The organism is Thalassospira profundimaris (assembly GCF_003326755.1).
Lineage (GTDB): Bacteria > Pseudomonadota > Alphaproteobacteria > Rhodospirillales > Thalassospiraceae > Thalassospira > Thalassospira profundimaris_B.
This window is the reverse complement of the sequence record NZ_JPWH01000018.1, coordinates 1-21,154: the sequence shown is the minus strand read 5'-3', so window position 1 is coordinate 21,154 and position 21,154 is coordinate 1. Positions and strand designations below refer to the sequence as shown.

General features: G+C 52.3%; 18 protein-coding genes, 1 tRNA gene and 1 riboswitch. Of the genes, 4 read left to right on the top strand and 15 right to left on the bottom strand.

Features of this window, described 5'->3' with window-relative positions:
* Positions 1–28 precede the first annotated feature (28 nt).
* The 4 genes from TH25_RS17850 to argS are packed head-to-tail and all read right to left on the bottom strand — an operon-like array spanning position 29 to position 4,380.
* The gene (locus TH25_RS17850) at positions 29–712 is read right to left on the bottom strand and encodes a site-2 protease family protein (RefSeq protein WP_114089663.1); all 684 of its coding nucleotides are present in this window, start codon (positions 710–712) and stop codon (positions 29–31) included.
* On the bottom strand, positions 709–1,782 hold the full coding sequence (nagZ, locus tag TH25_RS17845) for a beta-N-acetylhexosaminidase (RefSeq protein WP_114089662.1): 1,074 nt from the start codon (positions 1,780–1,782) through the stop codon (positions 709–711). Before nagZ ends, TH25_RS17850 begins: the two co-directional genes overlap by 4 nt.
* Positions 1,769–2,626, bottom strand: a complete 858-nt coding sequence (locus TH25_RS17840) for an SPOR domain-containing protein (RefSeq protein ID WP_114089661.1) — start codon at positions 2,624–2,626, stop codon at positions 1,769–1,771. Before TH25_RS17840 ends, nagZ begins: the two co-directional genes overlap by 14 nt.
* Positions 2,627–2,628: 2 nt before the next feature.
* Positions 2,629–4,380, bottom strand: coding sequence for an arginine--tRNA ligase (gene argS, locus TH25_RS17835; RefSeq protein ID WP_114089660.1), 1,752 nt, complete (start codon positions 4,378–4,380; stop codon positions 2,629–2,631).
* A gap of 244 nt (positions 4,381–4,624) precedes the next feature.
* On the opposite strand from argS, the gene erpA reads away from it, so the two are divergent.
* Entirely contained in the window at positions 4,625–4,966 is a 342-nt protein-coding gene (gene erpA, locus TH25_RS17830; RefSeq protein ID WP_114089659.1) for an iron-sulfur cluster insertion protein ErpA, read from the top strand.
* A gap of 96 nt (positions 4,967–5,062) precedes the next feature.
* Entirely contained in the window at positions 5,063–5,842 is a 780-nt protein-coding gene (gene xth / locus TH25_RS17825) for an exodeoxyribonuclease III (protein WP_114089658.1), read from the top strand.
* 90 nt (positions 5,843–5,932) lie between these two features.
* On the opposite strand, the gene ribB is transcribed toward xth, so the two are convergent.
* The 11 genes from ribB to TH25_RS17770 form a co-directional block, all read right to left on the bottom strand.
* Positions 5,933–6,601: a 3,4-dihydroxy-2-butanone-4-phosphate synthase gene (ribB, locus tag TH25_RS17820; RefSeq protein ID WP_114089657.1), complete on the bottom strand. Its 669-nt coding sequence runs from the start codon at positions 6,599–6,601 to the stop codon at positions 5,933–5,935.
* A 142-nt stretch (positions 6,602–6,743) separates the two neighbouring features.
* Positions 6,744–6,892, bottom strand: a riboswitch (FMN riboswitch).
* A gap of 153 nt (positions 6,893–7,045) precedes the next feature.
* Complete coding sequence (locus tag TH25_RS17815; protein ID WP_114089656.1) at positions 7,046–8,326, bottom strand: EAL domain-containing protein; 1,281 nt, start codon at positions 8,324–8,326, stop codon at positions 7,046–7,048.
* Positions 8,327–8,373: 47 nt separating this feature from the next.
* Entirely contained in the window at positions 8,374–9,228 is an 855-nt protein-coding gene (locus tag TH25_RS17810) for an aminotransferase class IV (protein WP_114089655.1), read from the bottom strand.
* Complete coding sequence (locus TH25_RS17805) at positions 9,228–9,860, bottom strand: anthranilate synthase component II (RefSeq protein ID WP_114089654.1); 633 nt, start codon at positions 9,858–9,860, stop codon at positions 9,228–9,230. Before TH25_RS17805 ends, TH25_RS17810 begins: the two co-directional genes overlap by 1 nt.
* Positions 9,861–9,905: 45 nt before the next feature.
* Positions 9,906–11,318, bottom strand: coding sequence for an aminodeoxychorismate synthase component I (pabB, locus tag TH25_RS17800; protein ID WP_114089653.1), 1,413 nt, complete (start codon positions 11,316–11,318; stop codon positions 9,906–9,908).
* Positions 11,318–11,662 carry an antibiotic biosynthesis monooxygenase family protein gene (locus TH25_RS17795; RefSeq protein ID WP_114089652.1) on the bottom strand — a complete coding sequence of 115 codons (345 nt, stop codon included), beginning with the start codon at positions 11,660–11,662 and terminating at the stop codon, positions 11,318–11,320. The genes pabB and TH25_RS17795 overlap by 1 nt, the downstream gene beginning before the upstream one ends.
* 125 nt (positions 11,663–11,787) lie before the next feature.
* Entirely contained in the window at positions 11,788–14,454 is a 2,667-nt protein-coding gene (locus TH25_RS17790; protein WP_114089651.1) for a valine--tRNA ligase, read from the bottom strand.
* 87 nt (positions 14,455–14,541) lie between these two features.
* Positions 14,542–15,201 (bottom strand): DUF2497 domain-containing protein, encoded by a 660-nt coding sequence (locus TH25_RS17785; RefSeq protein WP_258549207.1) that lies wholly within the window; start codon positions 15,199–15,201, stop codon positions 14,542–14,544.
* A gap of 89 nt (positions 15,202–15,290) precedes the next feature.
* Positions 15,291–16,649 (bottom strand): TolC family outer membrane protein, encoded by a 1,359-nt coding sequence (locus tag TH25_RS17780; RefSeq protein WP_114089649.1) that lies wholly within the window; start codon positions 16,647–16,649, stop codon positions 15,291–15,293.
* Between the two features lie 150 nt (positions 16,650–16,799).
* Entirely contained in the window at positions 16,800–17,123 is a 324-nt protein-coding gene (locus TH25_RS17775) for a rhodanese-like domain-containing protein (protein ID WP_114089648.1), read from the bottom strand.
* 97 nt (positions 17,124–17,220) lie between these two features.
* Positions 17,221–17,874 carry a protein-L-isoaspartate O-methyltransferase family protein gene (locus TH25_RS17770; RefSeq protein ID WP_114089718.1) on the bottom strand — a complete coding sequence of 218 codons (654 nt, stop codon included), beginning with the start codon at positions 17,872–17,874 and terminating at the stop codon, positions 17,221–17,223.
* Positions 17,875–18,445: 571 nt separating this feature from the next.
* Here TH25_RS17770 and TH25_RS17765 point away from each other — a divergent pair.
* Positions 18,446–20,890: a methyl-accepting chemotaxis protein gene (locus tag TH25_RS17765; RefSeq protein WP_147253043.1), complete on the top strand. Its 2,445-nt coding sequence runs from the start codon at positions 18,446–18,448 to the stop codon at positions 20,888–20,890.
* Positions 20,891–21,046: 156 nt separating this feature from the next.
* Positions 21,047–21,120: transfer RNA gene (locus TH25_RS17760), tRNA-Cys, on the top strand.
* Positions 21,121–21,154 lie beyond the last annotated feature (34 nt).

Genomic DNA, 21,154 nt, shown 5'->3' with positions numbered 1-21,154 from the left:
GTTAACGGCAATAAAACGGCTCACATTCTCAGGTAATGATATTGGCAAGGAAATTGATCAGCGCAGAAGCCGGTTCAATAACCAGCCATCTGAAAATCGGCAGATCAATACCAAGTTGGGCTGTGACATAAGGCAGCAGAAATATCAGCGCAATCAGAAGAATCATGCCGGTTTTTTCCATCCGCATCAAGACACGGGCCATTGGCGCTGGCGAAATGGCCGTTAACACACGCCCGCCATCGAGTGGCGGTATTGGCAGCATGTTAAAAACGGCCAAGACGCAATTCAATGCGACAGAATTTTGCAAGGTACGCCCCAGCCAGTCATTTACAACCGGCGAAAAAGACGGCAGCCACGCCAACAGCATGATGGAGAGAATGGCCAAAACAATATTGATTGCCGGTCCGGCAATAGCCACACCAATAATGCCAATGCGCTGCGGGCTCAGGCGGTAAAAGGCCACCGGAACCGGCTTGGCATAACCAAACAGAAACGGCGCCCCGGTCAACAGCAACAAACCGGGAATGACAATTGTCCCGACCGGGTCAATATGGCGGATCGGATTAAGGCTCAGGCGCCCGGCGCGCTGGGCTGTATCGTCACCAAACGCCTTGGCGGCAAAGCCATGCCCAGCCTCGTGAAATGTCACAGCAAACAGTACCGGCAAAACCCAGGTGGTTGCCGAGACAATCATTTCAAAGACGTGGTTCAAGCACCTTCTCCTTGTGCCGGGGCCCAAACAGGGGCAAGCAACTGACCAAGACGCGCATTCCAGTCCGCCAATACCGGGCGGGCGGGCACATCCCCTTTCAGTGAAGATATACGGTTGGTCACAGCCAGGGCACGTTCGAGGGCCGCGCCGTCAAGTGCAGGCGACATGGAAACAACCTGTTCCAGTTCCGTGCGTTTGCCATTGCAATGAAGCGCAATATCGCACCCAGCCGCCAAACATTCATGCGTCCGACTGGCGATCGAGCCCCCAAGGGCTTCCATCGACAAATCATCGCTGATCAGCAGATTTTCAAAGCCAATATCGCCACGAATAACGTCGCTTATCACGCGGGGTGACACCGTTGCAGGGCGCTGATCATCAATCGCGGTAAACAGAATATGCGCCGACATCCCCGCCAAAACGTCTTTCATCTGACGAAATGGTTCAAAATCATTGACCGAAAGGCTGCTTTTGGAGGCCGTTACCACCGGCAAATCCTTGTGGCTGTCAACGTTGGCACGCCCGTGGCCCGGAATATGCTTGATCACGGGAATAATCCCGCCATCAAGCAAACCCGCCGAAACCGCACTGGCCAGGGCGACAACATTGGCAACTTCGCTGCCATAGGAACGATCACCGACAACATCACTCATACCCGGAAAATAAAGGTCCAGCACCGGGGCACAAACAACCGAAATGCCCACATCTACCAGATCTGCCGCCAGCAAACGGGCGTTAAGATAGGCCGCCTCGCGGGCATCCTCGGGCTGCTGCTCATATAGCTGGCCAAACACGCCCGCCGCAGGCATTTTGCGCCAGTGCGGCGGTTTTAACCGGGCAACACGCCCACCCTCCTGATCCACCAGAATGGGCAGATTGCTGCGCCCGCTTATGTCACGCAATTCCGCCGTCAGGCGTTTCAGTTGGTCGGGGTCTGCCACATTGCGTGCAAACAGGATGAATCCATACGGATCAGCTTCACGAAAAAAACCTTTTTCCCAATTACTTAATGCCGTTCCTTCAAGTCCAAGGATACAGGCTTTGGGTCGCTTTAGCTCAAGGTCGGACACTGAGGCACCCCACGTCACGTTGTTTCAGTTCGGAACAGATTTTATCGGCTGCCGCCCGTCCATTCAGCGGGCCCGCCTGCAAACGATAGAAAATACCCTTGTCTCCCAAATCCACCTTTTGGACAAACATCTTAAGATTACTCAGTAAATCTTTGTTATCGGCGGATATTTTATTCCAAGCAACACTGGCCTGTCCCTGCTCGCGGAAGGATGCCATCTGGATCCGGAATTCACCTTGGGTTGACGCATCAGCCGCGACCGGCGCCGAAATACCGGCTTCATTCGATTTTACAACTGCCTTCACTGTTGACGTTTGCGGGTTGGAGGGATCAGGAACAGTTGGTTTTATCGGCGTTGCGGCAACCTGTTTTTGCGGGCCTGGTGCCGGTTCCCCACTTTCGGCGGCATTCATATCCGTGCCACCGGAAATATCGATTTCACCGCCAATAATATTGCGCGCATCCGGCGGTGGCCCCAATTCGGATGCTTCCGGTGCGCGGGGCATATCGGGAATGGGATTAATGACAACGGCAACATCACCGCCGCTGTCATCAAGTTCCTGGTAAATGGTGGTATCGCGATGAGGCACCTCCATGCCCCCGGGGTTATCTGGCAGCACCTTGACCGGTCCGCCTTCCGGCATCAGAACCGGAAGGTCGCCTTCCTGCATCACATGCTGGCCGTGACCATAAAACCACCAAGCCCCCAAACCAACGCCGCCGCCGATAACGGCAACACCCAGAATCACGGTCGCAGCACCTCGTTTCCACCCGCTCCCGCCAGGCGTAGCTGGCGGTGTGCGGCGGTCTTCGGCGTATAATCCGCGGCTGTGATCCCCGGACATGCTTACATCTCCTCAAGCGGGCTGACACCGACAACGGCAAGACCCGATGCAATCACCAGGGCCACTGCACGGATCATTGCCAGCCGGGCCTGGGTCGCAGCCAGATCATCAGCCTTGATAAAACGCAGTTCGGTATTATCGCGACCACGGTTCCACAAGGAATGGAAATCCGCTGCCACCTCGCCCAGGAAAAAGGCAATACGATGCGGTTCATGCGCTGTTGCTGCCTGTTCGATAATACGCGGCCATTCGGCGACACGGCGCACCAGGCGCATTTCTTCTTCCGAATTCAACAACGAAAGATCACACCCTGCCAGGGCAGCATCGGAAAAATTAACATTGGTAAAGGCTTCACGTGCCTGACGAAAGACCGAGCTGATCCGGGCATGGGCGTATTGCACATAAAACACCGGATTGTCTTTTGACTGCTCTGTCACCTTGGCAAAGTCAAAATCCAGTGTCGCATCGTTTTTGCGCGTCAGCATGATGAAACGGACAACATCCTTGCCAACCGTTTCAACCACCTCTTTGAGGGTGACAAATGTACCGGAACGCTTTGACATTTTAATCGGTTCGCCATTGTCAAACAGGTTCACCAACTGGCAAAGTTTGACATCAAGTTCACCCTTGCCATTGGTAATGGCCTTGGTCGCAGCCTTCATGCGTTTGACATAGCCGCCGTGATCGGCCCCGAAAATATCAATCATGGTCGCAAAACCACGTTCATATTTATCAAAATGGCAGGCAATGTCGGATGCAAAATAGGTCCAGCTTCCGTCCGACTTTTTTAAGGGGCGGTCAACATCATCGCCAAAGTCGGTTGAACGGAAAAGAGTTTGCGGGCGCGGCTCCCAGTCATCAGGTGTTTTGCCTTTTGGCGGCTCTAAAACGCCGATATAAATATCACCCTTGCCTTCCAGATAATCAAAGGCAGCCTGCACCTTGCCCGCAGCAACCAGGGCTGCTTCGGATGTAAAGACGTCATGCTCAACGCCAAGCTGGGCCAGATCCTCACGAATTAGCCCCATCATTTCAGAAATGGCAAAGCTTCTGAATTCCTGTAACCAGGCCGTTTCAGGCTGATCAAGCCATTTATCCCCGTCACGCGCGGCAATTTTTTTGCCCGGTGCCACCAGATAATCACCAGGATAAAGGCCAGCCGGAATTTCACCAATATCCTGACCCAATGCCTCGCGATAGCGTAAATGCAAGGACCGCGCCAAAACATCGACCTGGGCACCGGCATCATTGACATAATATTCTTTGGTAACGTCGTATCCGGCCTTTGACAGCAGGTTTGCCAGCACATCACCAACAACGGCCCCACGGCAATGGCCAACATGCATGGGCCCCGTCGGGTTCGCGGAAACATATTCCACATTCACCCGTTCGCCCTGCCCCATATCACTGTTGCCATAGGCCGTGCCGACATTCAGAACCTCGGCAATTTGCGAAAGCCAGAAGTCATTTGCCATGCGCAAATTGATAAAACCGGGACCGGCAATTTCGACAGCGGCAATACCGGAAACGGTACGCAATTTTTCGGCCAGCTTTTCTGCCAGATCGCGCGGCTTCATCCCGGCAGGTTTTGCCAGCAGCATGGCGGCATTGGTTGCGGCATCCCCGTGCGACGGGTCGCGCGGCGGTTCGACCGTGATACGGGCGGTATCAATGTCCCCGGTCAGGACGCCCTCGGTTTGAAGGGCGGCAATCTGCCCTTCGATATCGCTTTTCAACTGGCTGAAAACATTCATGACATTAAAGACTTTTGCGGTTGTGAGTTTCGACCAAAGGCCAACAGTCTGCCGGTGTTTTGAGCCATTTCACCACAAAACGCAAGCAGCGGCTGCCAACAACATGGCAGCGTTGCCGATCCTGTGTTTTGACATTTGGCACAGACGCGCTAAATACAGCTTAAACAGGTATGTCTGAATATGGTAAAATCATGTTCAGAATGAAAATTCCCCTTCGTTGGGTTGAGCGTCAAGGAGTATGTAAATGGCGGAAGCATCCCGGCAGGTACAGATGACAGAAAGTGCCGCAACGCGGATTCAGGAACTGATCAAAAATGAAGGCAACAGCGACCTTATGCTGCGCCTTCAGGTATCAGGCGGTGGTTGCAGCGGTTTTCAGTACGAATTCTCGCTGGATGACAAAAGCGGCAGCGACGATCATGTCTTTGAAAATCACGGTGCCAAAATGGTTGTCGATGAAGTATCTCTCGACCTTTTGGGTGGTGCCGAAATCGACTTTGTCCGTGAACTTGTGGGCGCGGCATTCCGGGTAAATAACCCCAATGCGTCGTCCTCCTGCGGCTGCGGATCGAGTTTCTCGATTTGATCGACCGTTGTTAAAGCGTTAAATATTTTCGGGACCTGCAACATCGCAGGTCCCGTTTTCTTTTTCGGCACTGTTTTAGGCAAATTCGAGGACCCAATGAAAATCGCCACCTGGAACGTCAACTCGATCAAGGCACGCCTGCCCAATATCCTCGAATGGCTGGAATCTGCCGCTCCCGATATTGTGTTGCTACAGGAAACCAAAACCGTCGATGACGGCTTTCCGGCAATGGAAATCGAAGATTTGGGGTATAATATCGCGGTTCACGGGCAGAAAACCTATAACGGTGTTGCCATTCTGTCGAAATTCCCGATCGAGGATGTTAAGCGCGGCCTGCCCGGCAATGATGAGGACGATCAGGCCCGATATATCGAAGCCGTTATTTCCGTCCAAAATCCCGTACGGGTTGCGTCGATCTATGTGCCGATGGGAACTGAGGTCGGGTCCGAGAAATTCGCTTATAAACTGAATTTCCTTGATCGCCTGATTACCCGGTTTGAAGAGATTTTTGCCAGTGGTGAAGCCGCCGTCATGGGCGGCGATTACAATATTGCGCCGGATGATTCCGATGTTTACGATCCGGAAAAACTGCACGAAAAGGTGCTTTGCTCCACCCAGGAACGCAAGCGCCTGCGCACCATGATGAATATGGGCTATACCGATGCCTTCCGCACCTTCAATGCCAGCGGCCATCAATATAGCTGGTGGGATTATCGTGCCGGAGCCTGGAACAAGGATAACGGCCTGCGCATTGACCATTTGTTGCTAACACCTGCCGCAGCAGACCGTTTAAGCGCGTCCGACATCGACCGCGACCCCCGTGGCAAGGAAAAGGCATCGGATCACACACCTGTCTGGTGCATGATCGACAACTGATAGCTGCTACGATCCGGCATAAACCACAAAAAAGGGACAGCAAAAACGCCGTCCCTTTTTTTAATGACAATAACTTTTGGGCAGAACCGGTTACTCGGCAGCCTCCTGCATGGATTGCCGATAGGCGGCAATATCTTCAATGCTGATCACGACCATATCGTGCTTTTGTGCATATTCAATCAGTTCCGGCAACCTTGCCATTGTGCCATCCGGGTTGGTCACTTCGCACAAAACGCCCGACGGTTTCAGGCCGGAAAGACGCATCAAATCCACCGTGGCTTCTGTATGCCCCCGGCGTTCCAGAACACCACCGGCCCGGGCGCGTAGCGGGAAGATATGCCCCGGACGGGCCAAATCATCCGCTTTTGCCCCATCAGCCGTCGCCGCCTTGACCGTTGTCACACGGTCGGCAGCGGAAACACCGGTTGTCACACCAACCTTTGCTTCGATCGATACCGTAAAACCCGTTCCCATGCTTGAGGTGTTATTTGCCACCATTGGCGGCAACTCAAGGGCAGTAGCTTGGGCATCTGTCAAACACAGACATACAATGCCGGAACAATCGCGAATCATCGTCGCCATCTGTTCATTGGTAAGGTGCTGAGCTGAAAAAATCAGATCGCCTTCATTTTCGCGATCTTCGTCATCGACAACCAGAACCCCTTTACCTGCCTGCAAATCGGCAATGGCACGCTCCATACGGGCCATTGGATCGCCAAACAACGACAATGCGGGTTCCTGATAATCACTCTGATTCATAACCGTCCTCCTTGATGGCGGCTTACGAATCAGGGCACGCAAGAAAGGCCAAAGACACGGTACATCCCTGTACCGCCCTTTGTCGATACCCGACAAAACAGGTTAACAGGGCAAAAAACTTCCCCCGTTCCATTTTGTCACGCTTTATCCTCTCCCATCCGGACTATTACCGTCGGCTCTGGAGTTACACCAGATCTGCTAGACCCTGGCAGATAAACCGCCAGGCGCTCGCGGGCTTCCCCTTTCGGAGTTACCGCCGGTCAGGAATTGCACCCTGCCCTGAGAATAAGCGCCGTTTAATAACGACATACCGGCCAACAATTGACCGGACGAACAAACTGTAAAAAATCAAAACCGGCTTGGCAAGCACAAACCTTGACGTCCTGGTCTGACAGACCGGACATAAAAGGCAGTCCCCCAAAACCTGTCCGCATCTTTAAAAGGTCAGAGGGGCGGCAGCACTTTGCCTGCCCGAAAATGGAAACTGCACCCATTGCTTTCGGTTTCGCGCGGTGCCCACTGGCACACGGCACAGCGACGCTCGTTGCCAGCGGCATGGGGAGAATCGCATTCCTCTGCCAGATAATTGCCTAGCAGTGCATCGACATAACTGCCCTGAAAGGCACCGACCCCAAGACTGCGCCCCATCCGCAAGGCTGTTCGGGTGTCACACCGTGTCAGGATCAGATTACGATTGCCCAGCACCGAAGCAAACTCGCGTAGCCGTTCGGCAACAGTTGCGCGTTTTGACCCGATAATATTCTGGTCCCAGATCACCTTGAGAAAATCGACCTTGATTTTGCGGGGCGATAAAAATTCCAATGCCGGTAGCGTAATCCGATCCAGCCCAACGCGCACACCAGCCGCCTGCAATAACTTGCAGGCATCCTCAAATTCCCACCAGTCGGCAATCGCATTTTCAAGCGACACCTCGATGGCAAGATTCCGGGCAAACCGACTGTCACCACTATCAAGGAAGCGACCAAAAGCATCCGAGAAAACTGTTTGAACCTGAAGATTCAAATGAAGTACGTCCGGCAGGATTCGCGGGGCAAGTTGCTCGGTTAAAGCCATCACCTTTTCATCCAGGACGCGCGACAGAATTTCAATTTCTCCCGTCCCCTCAAGTAAAAAACTTGATAGGTGATTGTGTCGCAAGAAATCCAGGGAACAATAAAGCTCGTGCCCAATGATTTCACGCTGACTGTCACGAATTTCAAGTATGGCCTGCCGACGACAGGAATCATAAACCGCCTCTTGGGATATTGCCCCCTTCAGCATATTGGCAAAATCGATTTTCTTTTTACCTGTCGATAGCAGGGCATCTTTTTCACTAACGCCCAGCGTCGCCTGTAATGTGGCATCATCATCGGGCCAGCGAAATTCGCTCCACAAATCGTCGGGTAAAGTTCCCAACCCCTGTCGCGAAATCACCTGTTCAAGCATTGCCGAAATGCTGTCAACAAACGGATCTACATTGCCAAAACCACGCCCCAACCGCACAAAGGCGACCATGCCGTTGTCAAGTTTATAGGGCTGCGTTTTCTCGGGCAACAAACGAAACCCTTCGCGCATCAACAGGGCATAATCTTCGGGAAACAGTCGCAATGAAGCGGGAACATCAAGCAAACCGACAAAAAGTTTCTTTCCGGATTGATCATTTTTCTTCAACAATTCGAGCAAACGGATCACTGAAATTTCTTTTAGTTTGCTGTCTTCGCCCATCGTCTCCCGACTCTCTTGTTTCGGGACGCAGAAAAGCCAAAAGGCATCTAACTGGCACCCCAGATACTTTGTTCAAGATGTTGCGAAATCCGGTTGTATATTTTTATGCCGTGTTCGGATGGCATAACGTGCCTGCCATCAATCTCTCGAACCTCGCGAACACCCCGTAAGGCGTTACAAATAAAAACACTCTCTGATCGATAAAGTTCCGCAACAGAAAGCGGATCGTAACATATCGATATGTGGTTTCTTTGCGCCCAATCAATAATCTCCGCCCGTGCCAGTCCGGAAAATATCCCGGTTTCTGATGATGCTGTCTGCAACACATCACCAAAAAGGGCAAAAACATTGGCAATGGTGGTTTCACCTACGCAGCCATCCTGGGTTAAAATAAGGCTGTCTTCAGCGCCCTTGCTGTCCGCCTCCTGCCGCGCGATAATATTATCAAGGTAATTCAGGCTTTTAACGCGGCTTGCCACTGACCACGGGTTCCGCCGCACCTGATGCGACACGGCCAGTGAAACCGCGCCCCTGCCAGCAGCCGGATCAAACGGTTTTGCCGTTATCACAATGGCCGCATCCGCAACACCACGCGGCAAAAGCCCCTGTCCACCCTGCCCGCGAGAAACCGTAAGGCGTATCACCGCATGGGAGGTTGGAATTTCCCTGCACAGGGTCGCAACAATCGTCGCAACCTCAGACTCATCGGGTAAGAAAACAGAAAAATTCCCCAATTTATCAAATGATTGAGATATCCTTTTCAGGTGACGCGATAACCACGGTACTTTTCCATGTGTCGCGCACATGGTTTCAAAAATGCCATCTCCCAGCAAAAACCCGCGATCCTGTACCGGAATCAACGCGTTTTTTTGGGACAGGAATTGACCATTGAACCATAACATTAAATCACACCCTTCACCGCGCGGCTCGCGATATCGGAACGCCCGGGTTTTGATGCGTTAAACTGGTCGGCCATATTCAAAAAATTCTGCAACAAATCATGCCCGTGCGTTGTTAAAACGGCCTCGGGGTGAAACTGCACGCCACATAAAGGCAAATTTTTATGAGCCAGGGCCATAATCTCGCCCTCGGTGCTGTAAGCGGTTATCTCCAAGGGGCTATCGCCTTCGGGCAGTTGGGCAATCAGAGAATGATAACGCGTCACCGTCAGCGGGTTGGGCAACGCCTGAAAAAGCCCACAGCCCTGATGTGTAACCGGCGTCGCCTTGCCATGCAGAGGGCGTTTGGCCCGGACAACGACACCCCCAAATACCTGGGCAATAACCTGATGGCCCAGACACACCCCAAGGATTGGAAATTCCGCCCCATTTTCGCGCACGATATTCAGGCACTGCCCGGCCTGATCGGGCGCACAGGGACCGGGCGACAAAATAATGGCATCGGGGACCAAATCACGCACCATAACCGGATCAATGGCGTCGTTTCTGACCACCCTCACCTCGCGGCCCAGCTCGCGCACATAACGGGCCAGGTTAAAAACAAACGAATCGTAATTATCGATCAGCAAAATCACGTAGAGTGTCTTTCATATTGCTGCATCACTATCAATATTGGCGGGTTATTGATCATCACGCACGATACCCAGAGCCGCCATTAATTTTGCCGCCTTGGCCAGCGTTTCTTCATATTCCGCGCTCGGGTCACTATCAGCAACAATTCCCCCGCCGGCATTAAAGGCCACCTTGCCGTCATGAAAGGCAAGTGTACGAATGGCAATATTGGTGTCCATCACACCGTTAAAGTCGATAAACCCGATTGCCCCGCAATAGGCCCCGCGCCGCGTTTGCTCCAGTTCGGTGATAATCTCCATCGCCCGAATCTTGGGGGCCCCGGTAATGGAACCACCGGGGAAACATGCCATCAATAAATCGATCGCGTCTTGCCCCTCCTGCAGTCGCCCCGTCACCGTAGAAACCAGATGATGCACATTGGCAAAGCTTTCCAGATCGCAAATCGGGTCCGCGATAACCGAATGCGGCTTGCACACGCGCGATAAATCATTGCGTAGCAAATCGACAATCATCACATTTTCCGCCCGGTCCTTTTCCGATACCAGCAAATCCTGCGCAAAAATCGCGTCCTCGACCGGGGTTTTACCACGCGGGCGAGTCCCCTTGATGGGTTTGGTTTCAACCGCACCGGCATCATCGAGTTTTAAAAAACGTTCTGGCGAGTTTGACAGAATGGCAACATCGCCAAAATTCAAAAAAGCCCCGAAAGGCGCCGGGCTGATCCCTCTGATACGCCGGTAAAGCCCCCAAATATCGGCAAGCTGCGCCGGGTCATACTGTGCCGAAAAAGACTGCGACAGATTGGCCTGAAAAATGTCGCCTGCAAAAATATAGTCCTTCACCCGGCCAACGGCGGCCTCATAGCCTTCACGGGTAAAATTGGACTGCCATGACGAGATCGCGGGCGCTGATGGCGCGGCGGGCAATGTCTGTTTGCGATCCTGCTCTTGTATCAATCCAGCCAGAACCTGCTGCACATCCGTAATTTGCGACCGGGCACACATATCGGAAAATGTTCGGGTCTGGGACTCCAACCCATGCGCGATAATCCACATCCGCCGTTGGGCAATGTCAAAGGATATCACCACATCATAAATGCCCGCCAACATGTCGGGTATATTGATGAAATCGTTTTGCGGCACCGGCAGTGTTTCAAGCTGCTGGCAAAGATCATAGCCAAAATAACCAACCAGTCCGCCCTGAAATGGTGGCAAAGCCGGATCATGGGCAATGTGATAGCTGCCCAATAAATCGCGGATGGCGCTAAAGGGGGCAATATCAACGACTTGATCATCAACGTTTACCACACCGTCACGTGCCGAAATCATATGTACCGGATGCACGGCAATATAGGAAAAGCCGCTATCACCGCCGGAATCAAGAAAATGACACCCCGAAACATTGGCAAAGGCAGAAAATGCCCATTCCGGATCGATATAGGGATGCTCAACCGCCAGCATTATGCCTGTTCCGGCCGGTCAAAGTCATAGGCCCGTTCAACCCGGGCCACCCGCAGCGTATAACTTTTATACCATTTTTCGCGGCCCATATTACGCGCGGCTGTATGATCAACCTGCTTTTTCCAGGCAAGGATAGCGGCCTCATCGCGCCAGTAGGAAACCGTAATGCCCATACCTTCGTTATCGCGTTCCGTCGAATCCTGGCCCAGATACCCTTCCTGTTGCGCGGCAAGCCGACTCATCTCCACTGCCATTTTGGCATATCCATCGTCATCCTTATCGGTACGAACGGATGCAAAAATAACGGCGTAATAAGGGGGCGATGGCAAACGGGAAAGCGGCATGTCATGTCTCCTGTGCGATAATCAGGGCGTCAATTTATGCGATTCCCGCCATATTGCCAGAAACAAAAAAGGGGTACGGCAATATCCCGCACCCCTTTTTCAATCAAATTTGACGTTTCACAACCTTACATAGCAGCGATACGGTCGTACCCTTCCTGAAGCTTGCCAAGTGTGTTGCGGGCCTCTTCCAGTTTGGCTTTTTCCGCAGCCACGATTTCTTCGGGCGCGCGGCTGACAAAGCGTTCATTGGCAAGTTTGCCTTCCTGCGCCTTGATATATTTCCCGATCTTGTCGATTTCCTTTTCAAGACGGGACTTTTCAGCAGCCACGTCAATGAAATCGGCAACCGAAACGAACACCGGCACCCCATCCACAACCGTCTGGATCGCGCCCTTGGCAACAGCCTCTACCTGGTCCTGACCGACCAGATTGATGCTGGCAACACGCGCCAGACGTTTGATCTGGGCTTCCTGCGCCACAATGGCGGATTTCATCGCACCGGACGCATCCACCAGATAAATCGGTACCTCGGCAGAGGGCGGCACATTCATTTCCGAGCGAACACCACGGATATTGCCAATCAGGCGCAATGCCAGGTCCATTTCCGATTCGACACTGGTATCGATCAGATCATCGCCGAATACCGGCCAGGCCTGCGACATCAGAAGACCGCTGTGTTTTTCGCTGGTCTGCGCCCAAAGCTCTTCGGTGATGAAGGGCATAACAGGATGCAAAATCAGCAAAATCTGATCCAGGACCCAGGCTGCGGTTGCGCGGGTTTCCGCCTTGGCATCGGCATCATCCCCCATGAAAACCGGCTTTGCCAGTTCCAGATACCAGTCACAGAAGGTTCCCCAGACAAATTGATACGCCCCACCCGCTGCATCGTTGAAACGATAGTTTTCAATTGCGATTGCAACGGTTTTGGCGGCCTCGACAACTTTACCAACGATCCAGCGGTTCAGCGTGGTTTTAACCGATTTGGGATCAAAACCTTCAACCACCTGGCATTCATTCATTTCGCAAAAACGCGCGGCATTCCAGATTTTGGTCGCAAAGTTGCGGTAGCCTTCGACGCGCGAGGCAGCAAGCTTGATGTCACGTCCCTGTGCGGCCAACGCCGTTAACGTCATGCGCAGCGCATCGCACCCATATTCCGAAATCAAATCCAGCGGATCGATGACATTACCCTTGGACTTCGACATTTTCTGCCCGTGTTCGTCACGGACCAGGGCGTGAATGTAAATGTCACGGAACGGTACCTTCCCGTCCATGAAATGCATGCCCATCATGATCATCCGGGCAACCCAAAAGAAAATAATATCAAAGCCGGTAACAAGAACATCGCCCGGATAGTATTTATCCAGCTCAACCGTTTTTTCCGGCCACCCCAGTGTGGAGAACGGCCACAGGGCGGACGAGAACCAGGTATCGAGAACATCGGTTTCCTGGCTCAGCTCCACATCCTTGCCGTAATGCGCCCTGGCAGCGGCAATGGCTTCTTCCTCGGTTTCTTCAACAAAGAAGGTACCATCGGGGCCAAACCAGGCCGGAATACGATGCCCCCACCACAATTGCCGGGAAATACACCAAGGCTGAATGTTACGCATCCATTCAAAATAGGTATTTTCCCAGTTTTTCGGCACAAAACGGATCCGACCATCCTCAACCGCTTCGGTCGCCGGTTTGGCAAGCACTTCGGCATTCACAAACCACTGATCGGTCAGGTACGGCTCAATAACCACGTTCGAGCGATCACCATACGGCACCATATGAACGGTTTCCTCGATCTTTTCGAGCAAACCAAGCTCTTCCATCTTGGCAACAATCAGCTCGCGTGCCTTGAAACGATCAAGTCCACGGTATTCTTCCGGCGCATTGTCGTTAATGCAGGCATGATCATCAAGGATATTGATCTTTTCCAGATCATTGCGCTTACCGACTTCAAAGTCGTTAAAGTCATGTGCCGGGGTGATTTTTACCGCACCAGACCCTTTTTCCGGGTCGGCATATTCATCGGCAACAATCGGAATACGACGACCAACAATCGGCAAAATACAATATTTGCCAACCAGACCGGCATAACGTTCATCATCGGGGTGAACGGCAACAGCCGTATCACCCAGCATGGTTTCCGGGCGGGTCGTGGCAACAGTGATAAACTCGCCGTCCTGACCTTCAATCGGATATTTGAAGTTCCAGAAGTGCCCCTTGACCTCTTTCTGAACAACTTCAAGGTCGGAAATCGCCGTCAGAAGTTTCGGGTCCCAGTTCACCAGGCGTTTGTCGCGATAAATCAGCCCCTGTTTATGGAGGGTGACAAAAACTTTGCGAACGGCAGTTGACAGACCATCATCCATCGTAAAGCGCTCACGCGGCCAATCGGGCGATGCACCCAGGTGACGCAACTGGTTGGTAATGGTCCCGCCGGACTGTTCTTTCCATTCCCAAACCTTTTCGACGAATTTTTCACGTCCAAGGTCATGGCGGGTCACATTCTGGGCCCCCAATTGGCGTTCGACCACCATCTGGGTCGCAATACCGGCATGGTCGGTGCCGGGTTGCCACAGGGTGTCCTTGCCGCTCATGCGGTTATAACGAACCAGAACATCCTGCAGGGTAAATGTCAGGGCATGGCCCATATGCAGGCTACCGGTCACGTTGGGCGGCGGCATCATAATGACATAAGGATTTTCTTTGCTTTCCGGGTGGGCAGCAAAGGCCCCGGATTTCTCCCATTTTTCGTAGAGTTTGGTTTCCACGTCTGCCGGGTTATAGGTTTTATCCAACATCGTCTTTCTGATCCGCTGCGGGTTTTATTACGAAAAGAAAAAGCGGCGCACCGAAGGCGCGCCGCTATATTCTGCTTATCGGCTCGCCTAGAGGTCCTCGGCGCGGCTCACGATCCGCTCGATTTCCTTTTTCACAAGGCGTTCGATCATATATGGCAAATTCTCGTCCAGCCACTCTTTCAGGATCGGGCGCAGCATATCGCGCACCAGATCTTCCAGCGTGGCATGTCCGGCATTGATCCCCAACCCAATCGCACGTTTGCGTGCAACCGCCTGGGCCAGTTCCGTCATGCTACCGGCAGCAGAAGATTCCGTGGTCCCCGAAATCAGGGCCGGTTCGTCATCATCTTCCTGCTCATAAAAGGCTGGCATCGGCTGCCGGGGCTCTTCCCGAACGGGTTCAGGCTCGGGTTCGGGCTCTTCCTCTTCGATTTCCTCTTCAAAATCAAGAACATCGTCAAGGTCCATGCTCTCAGGCTCAGGATCCATCTCCTCTTCATCATCAAGATCAAGGGGTTCCGGTTCCTCGTCATCAAGCTCCAGCTCTTCCGGTTCATCTTCCAGAACCAGTTCGTCATATTCGTCTTCCGGCTCGTCAAAAACCTCTGGTTCCGGTTCAGGCTCGGGCGCCGGAGCCGACTTCGGTTTTGCCGGTTCCTTTTTTTCATCCTCACCCTCATCCGCAAGAATTTTGCGGATAGACTGAAGGATGTCCTCCATTGAAGGTTCCTGTTGCCCATCACTCATTGGTTTTCTTCCGCGCTAAAATAATCACCGAACGGGTTCGGAAGATTATACGGCCTTTCTTTTCAAGACCGATTGTTGGCACTTCCGGATCAATCAGTTCCCCACAATTGATCCTTAACTTTATTATAGTTCTGTTCTACATCGTAAATTTCAACCGGCAAGCCCAGAACTTGCGCATTCAATGCCCCAATCGCGGCCTTGACCTGGAATTCGGCCACGGCAGCATCACGCCGAGACTGTACCAGCGATACCCGTGCCTGCAACAGTTCCTGTTCCTGGTCAAGCACATCCAAAACCGTCCGTGAACCGACCGATGCTTCGCGCTGCACGCCATCAAGGGCAACTTCCGCCGCCGATACTTCGGCCTGCTGGCTTTCGATGCTGGCCCGGGCCGTCACCAGATTTTCCCAGGCACTGGTTGCACTTTCAATCACTTCACGACGGGTCTGATCGACAACAAGACGTGCCTGCCCCGCCGTCTGCTTGGCGGCACGAATGCTGGAATATTCTGCGCCCTTCTGATAGATCGGCACCGTTACTTCTGCCATGACTTCGGCGTTATCGGTCGTGGTATTCTCAGAACTGGCTTCACGGCTACGCGACAGCCCCGCCGTCAGATTAACCACCGGATACAGTGCGCCCTCGCTCAGTCGGATATTGTCATGGGCCGCTTCTTCAGAATACTGCGCCTGCAAAACATCAGGATGCTGAACGCTGGCTGTTTCAATGACTTGCTTGACGCTGGTCGGAAGTCCGCCCAGCGGGTCCGGAATTTTAAGGTCGGTCGGCGCGTTGCCAACCAGACGTTCATAAACCGCACGGGTATTGGCAAGTGTTCCCTGGGCCGCAATCAGGTTGGCCTTGGCACCGGCAAGGCGCGCCTCAGCCTGGGAAACGTCAGTCCGGGTCACTTCCCCCACCGAAAAACGATCCCGGGTTGCCTCAAGCTGGCGTTCCAGAACGCGAATATTATTCTGATTCAGTTCAACAACGGCCGTATCACGCAGAACGTTGAAATAAGCCGTTGCGACATTCAAAAACACAGTTTGTTCGGTTGACCGAAGTGCTGCACGCTGTGCCTGAATACGGGCTTCGGCGCGCTTGGTTTCGGCTTCTGTCCGTCCACCACGATAAAGCGGCTGACTGACATTGACGCCAACCTCATAAGGGTTAAGCGTTGTATCGCGGGTCGTGGCCGCCTGATCAGTATCAACATCAAGCTTGCGAACGCCAGCACTGCCATTAAGCTGAACCGTCGGACGCCAGTTTGACAATGCCTGGGAAATTTCTTCATCCGTTGAGCGCAATTGTGCCCGGCCCGCTTCGAGGGTCGGGTTGCTCTGATATGCTTTGGCAAGCGCATCATCGAGGGTTTCAGCAGACGCCCCCGTAGAGATCACACCGGCCGTTGCCAGAATGCTACAGGTGAGCAAGAACCGTTTTATCATTTATACACCCTTGTCAAAGTCCTACACCAAGTCCCGACCCCAGCGCAGTTCCGATATGGTAACGTTGCCAATAAAAATGTCCAAAAAAAGAACCAGTTGGAAGTAAAATTTCCAAAAATTCCCTTATTTAACCGAATTCATACACTCTCGTCAGTCATATCGTGGCATCTCTGGCGCAATTTCCAAAGCCCACTTTTCAATACCACCGGAAATATTAAAAATATCCGTCAGGCCATGTGCTGCCAGAAACATCGCGGCATGACGGCTGCGAACACCGTGATGACATAGCAGCATAACCGGTTTATCCGCATCTATTTCCTGAAAACGCCGGGCAATGTCACCCAATGGAATATGCAAGGCCCCGTCAATTGAACAAATATCAAGCTCCCAGGATTCACGAACATCGACAAGCGTAAACGGAATGGATGTTTCCATCATGCTTGCAACTTCCTGACACGAAATATCCCGGACCATGTCCAATTAAAACAAACCTTGCAACATCAATTCGCGTCACCATGCGTTCCGGTATTGGCACGCCAGCACCGGAACACGGTGACGAAGACAGCCAAAATCAGAAAACAAAACTTTCAACCGGCTCGAACCCCGGCAAATACGGCACATTGGCATCAAACAGATCACGATGCCCAATCACCCCGTGTTCGCGTTCGTAAAGGCGGGCTACGCCAACCTTATGTGCCTCGCGCACAACTGCAAGCAAACGGCCCCCTTCGGCAAGTTGTGCCAGGATGGCTTCGGGCACTTCGGCAACAGCACCATCAAACATGATCACATTATACGGTGACTGTTTCGGATATCCGGCAACCACATCACCCTCTACAACAATGACATTGTCGTAGTTGTTGTCCTGCAGGATTTTTTCCGCCTTCTCAACCATCGTTGCATCACTTTCAATCGCAACAACAGTTTCCGCCACCCGCGAGAGCAGCGCACTGGAATAGCCAAAGCCGGCCCCAATCACCAGGGCAACGTCGGTGGTTTCAATTTCGGCAATCTGCATCATACGGGCGATCACCATTGGCTCGATCGCATAGCGGCCATTGCCAATCGAAATGTCTTCATCGACATAGGCAACACCCTTTTTGCTTTCGGGCAGAAACAGTTCGCGCGGGACTTCTTCCATCGCTGCGATGACCAAAGGATCCGTCACCTTGTTGGCACGAACCTGATTTTCCACCATGTTGTGGCGCGCGATTTGATAATCCATCATATCTGACCTGAAATTCCCGCAAGAAATGCACTATGGCCCACCAGAAACATATCCGGCCGGGCCTGACGAGGTGAGACGTTTATAATCAGCCTGCGTGCGCCTGACAACATTGGAAATTGTTGCAGAGCAACACCAGCCCTCAAATTTCCGGTTTGATCAGAGCGCATATTCGCATTCGGAAGCATTCCCCTGCCCTCTGGAGCCTGTCCTTTACCGATATTTTACGCCCCGTCCATCAAGTATCAAGATCTTGCACTTTTGATATTCGGAATGGCCGACGCCAAAAGCGGGAATCGGTATATTTGCAGCAATTTTATGATCAAAAGACCGCCGTTTTTCATGCCCGACAGCCCGTCAATACACGAGTTTTCTGACTGTAATTTTTCAAAATGATCCGACAAGAAGTTGGTAAACCTTCTCAAGTTTTTACCTGTTGATAATACCATCGGATAGTATAAATATCAGCCCCCTCAAAACAGAAACACTAAAAAATTCTGATATTTCGGTGCGTTATCAAAATTCCTGCAAACGCATCGAAAAATTGCGCCAACAGCTTCCAGAGGGGATTATGCGGGATACAGGACCGGTTACACATCAAGAAGTCGAATTGGGAAATGACAGTATTCTTGTCTCGCGCACCGATCTTGGCGGCAAAATTGTTTTTGCCAATAAAACTTTCATAGAGATTAGCGGTTTTTCCGAAGAGGAACTGCTTGGGTCGCCGCACAACATCGTTCGTCATCGCGATATGCCCAAAGAGGCATTTGCCGATTTATGGACAACCATAAAGGCGGGCCGCCCTTGGCAGGGCATTGTCAAGAACCGGTGTAAAAATGGCGATCACTACTGGGTCCGCGCCAATGTCACGCCTGTTATCGAAGATGGTGCCGTTACGGGCTTCATCTCCATCCGAAGCAAACCCACCACCGAACAAAAACGGCAGGCCGAACAAACCTATGCTACCCTGCGCCACAATTCAGGCACCGGCGTCAGCGTCGGCCTTGATGACGGCCAGATTGTTTCCAATAGCCTTTCTGCCCGCGTCAGGAATCGCACACGTGGTATCCGCGGCAGCCTGACCCTGGTTCTTGGCGCGCTGATTATATTAATGTCGATAAGCGTTGGCTTTGGCATATCGACAGCGCAAAACACCATTAACCATGTTTCGGACATTTACGAAAATCGCGTTAAACCGCTAAATCTTCTAAAATCACTCTCCGATGATTACGCGATGTTCATTGTGAATGCCGCGCAAAAGGTCAATAACGGAAATGAAGACTGGGAAAGCGGATTAAAACACATCCAAGCCGCACAAAACAGAATTCAGGACAATTTTGCCCTTTACCTTTCCCGTGACCTCCATCCCGCCGAAGAATCGCTTGTCCGCGATATAACCGCCAAGATGACGGCGGCAGATGCTTTGGTGCAAAAACTGGAAGAAAGCTTCCGAACCAAAAACCGGTCTATGCTGGACAATCTTGTCAAACATCACCTTTATCAAACCTTTGATCCGCTTACGACTAAGATTGGCGAATTGGCCGCGCAGCAGACAGATTTGACAAAAATCGGCCTTTCAAATGCGAAAAACGATCTCTATTCAAACCTGACAGTCAATATCCTTCTGATTGTGGCGGCCTGCTTGCTTACCGTTATTTATGGCAGCCTTATCATTCGTAAACTGCGCAAACCGCTGCTGCGCATGGAAGATCATTTTGCCGCGATCGCCCGCAATGACCTCTCACATGACATCGAGTTACCAACCGTACCGGATTTCAAACCCGTTATTCAGCAATTACGCGCATTGCACGCCAAATTGGCCTACAACATTCTTGAACGCCGCGAAAACGAGGAAAAGGTTCAACACCAGCGTGTTTCTGCCCTGCAAAACCTGGCGGAAACGGTTGAGCACGAATTGCAGCACGTCGTTGCGACCATCATCGAACAAACATCCCGCTTAAACGCATCGGCAGGTGACATGGCCGGTTCCTCGAAACGGGTATCATCCAATTCAGACAGTGTTGCCGCTGCCGCACATGAAGCCCTGGCAAATGCGGAAACGGTATCGGGAGCGTCAGAACAGCTCGCAGCCTCCATTCGTGAAATCACCCATCAGATTAGCGAAGCGACATCCGTGACGAACGAAGCCAACACGGCGGGAATGGATGCGGAACGTACGGTTTCATCACTTAAAGACAGCGTTGATCGCATTGGCGAAGTTGCCGAGCTGATTGCAGACATCGCGGCCCAGACCAACCTTTTGGCATTGAATGCCACCATTGAAGCAGCCCGCGCCGGTGAAGCCGGCAAGGGTTTCGCTGTCGTCGCCCAGGAGGTTAAAAGCCTTGCCAACCAAACGGCACGATCCACCGAAGAAATAACCCGTCAAATTGGCGAAATACAACAAGTTACCGGATCAGTTGTTTCAACAGTCCGGCATATGAGCCAGAATATCCGCCAAATTGATCGTGTCGCGTCAAGTGTGGCCACATCGGTTCATCAACAGGACAGCGCAACTCAGGAAATCGCCCGAAACGTTGTTGAGACGGCCAGAGCATCTAACGAAGTTACCGAAAAAATCGCGGTTGTCGCCCAGGAGGCCGACCAAAACCTTGCCCGTGCCGAAAGCATGAATCGGATTGCCATACAGGTGGACGAAAGCATTGCAGAATTGCGTGCAACCCTTGTTCGCATCGTTCGCACGGCCACACCCGAGGTGAATCGCCGCCGCGATCCCCGGTTTGATCTTGAAACACATGTCGCCATTACGGTGAATGGCGAAACAATTGAAGGCAAAACCCTCGACATCTCCAATGGCGGCAGCAAGGTTAAATTGCACAAGCCCGTCAAGCCCGGTTTGCGCGGAACAATTGAGATTGGCGGTGCGAATGTCAAACTCTCTTTTGAGGTTGAAAACAGCCACGAAGAGATCGCCAATCTGTATTTCACCGATCCTGATGCCCGTGAAAAAATACTGAAACCCTGGCTGGAACGGCAGATAAACCGCCGCTCATAACCCGCCAAACACAACAATTCAATCAACAGCCGTCGGCCCGAAACCGGCGGCTGTCCTGCTTTTTGGCTTAAATTCCTGTCATTGTACAAAAAATGTAAAATTGGGTGCTTGACGGCCTGTATTCGATAGGGCTATACACCGCCCTGCCGACGCGATGGCGCGATGGCGGAGTGGTCACGCAGAGGACTGCAAATCCTTGTACGCCGGTTCGATTCCGGCTCGCGCCTCCACTAATCCGGCATAGCTCAGTTGGTAGAGCAAATG

What these genes read in the sequence shown, in the direction of transcription:
- erpA (WP_114089659.1), top strand. Translation starts at nt 4,625, where the DNA reads ATGGCGGAAGCATCCCGGCAGGTACAGATGACAGAAAGTGCCGCAACG.
- TH25_RS17815 (WP_114089656.1), bottom strand. Translation starts at nt 8,326, where the DNA reads ATGGGCGAAGACAGCAAACTAAAAGAAATTTCAGTGATCCGTTTGCTC.
- TH25_RS17775 (WP_114089648.1), bottom strand. Translation starts at nt 17,123, where the DNA reads ATGGTCCGGGATATTTCGTGTCAGGAAGTTGCAAGCATGATGGAAACA.
- TH25_RS17790 (WP_114089651.1), bottom strand. Translation starts at nt 14,454, where the DNA reads ATGTTGGATAAAACCTATAACCCGGCAGACGTGGAAACCAAACTCTAC.
- TH25_RS17795 (WP_114089652.1), bottom strand. Translation starts at nt 11,662, where the DNA reads ATGCCGCTTTCCCGTTTGCCATCGCCCCCTTATTACGCCGTTATTTTT.
- argS (WP_114089660.1), bottom strand. Translation starts at nt 4,380, where the DNA reads ATGAATGTTTTCAGCCAGTTGAAAAGCGATATCGAAGGGCAGATTGCC.
- TH25_RS17780 (WP_114089649.1), bottom strand. Translation starts at nt 16,649, where the DNA reads ATGATAAAACGGTTCTTGCTCACCTGTAGCATTCTGGCAACGGCCGGT.
- TH25_RS17785 (WP_258549207.1), bottom strand. Translation starts at nt 15,201, where the DNA reads ATGAGTGATGGGCAACAGGAACCTTCAATGGAGGACATCCTTCAGTCT.
- TH25_RS17840 (WP_114089661.1), bottom strand. Translation starts at nt 2,626, where the DNA reads ATGTCCGGGGATCACAGCCGCGGATTATACGCCGAAGACCGCCGCACA.
- TH25_RS17810 (WP_114089655.1), bottom strand. Translation starts at nt 9,228, where the DNA reads ATGTTATGGTTCAATGGTCAATTCCTGTCCCAAAAAAACGCGTTGATT.
- pabB (WP_114089653.1), bottom strand. Translation starts at nt 11,318, where the DNA reads ATGCTGGCGGTTGAGCATCCCTATATCGATCCGGAATGGGCATTTTCT.
- TH25_RS17765 (WP_147253043.1), top strand. Translation starts at nt 18,446, where the DNA reads ATGCGGGATACAGGACCGGTTACACATCAAGAAGTCGAATTGGGAAAT.
- xth (WP_114089658.1), top strand. Translation starts at nt 5,063, where the DNA reads ATGAAAATCGCCACCTGGAACGTCAACTCGATCAAGGCACGCCTGCCC.
- ribB (WP_114089657.1), bottom strand. Translation starts at nt 6,601, where the DNA reads ATGAATCAGAGTGATTATCAGGAACCCGCATTGTCGTTGTTTGGCGAT.
- TH25_RS17770 (WP_114089718.1), bottom strand. Translation starts at nt 17,874, where the DNA reads ATGGATTATCAAATCGCGCGCCACAACATGGTGGAAAATCAGGTTCGT.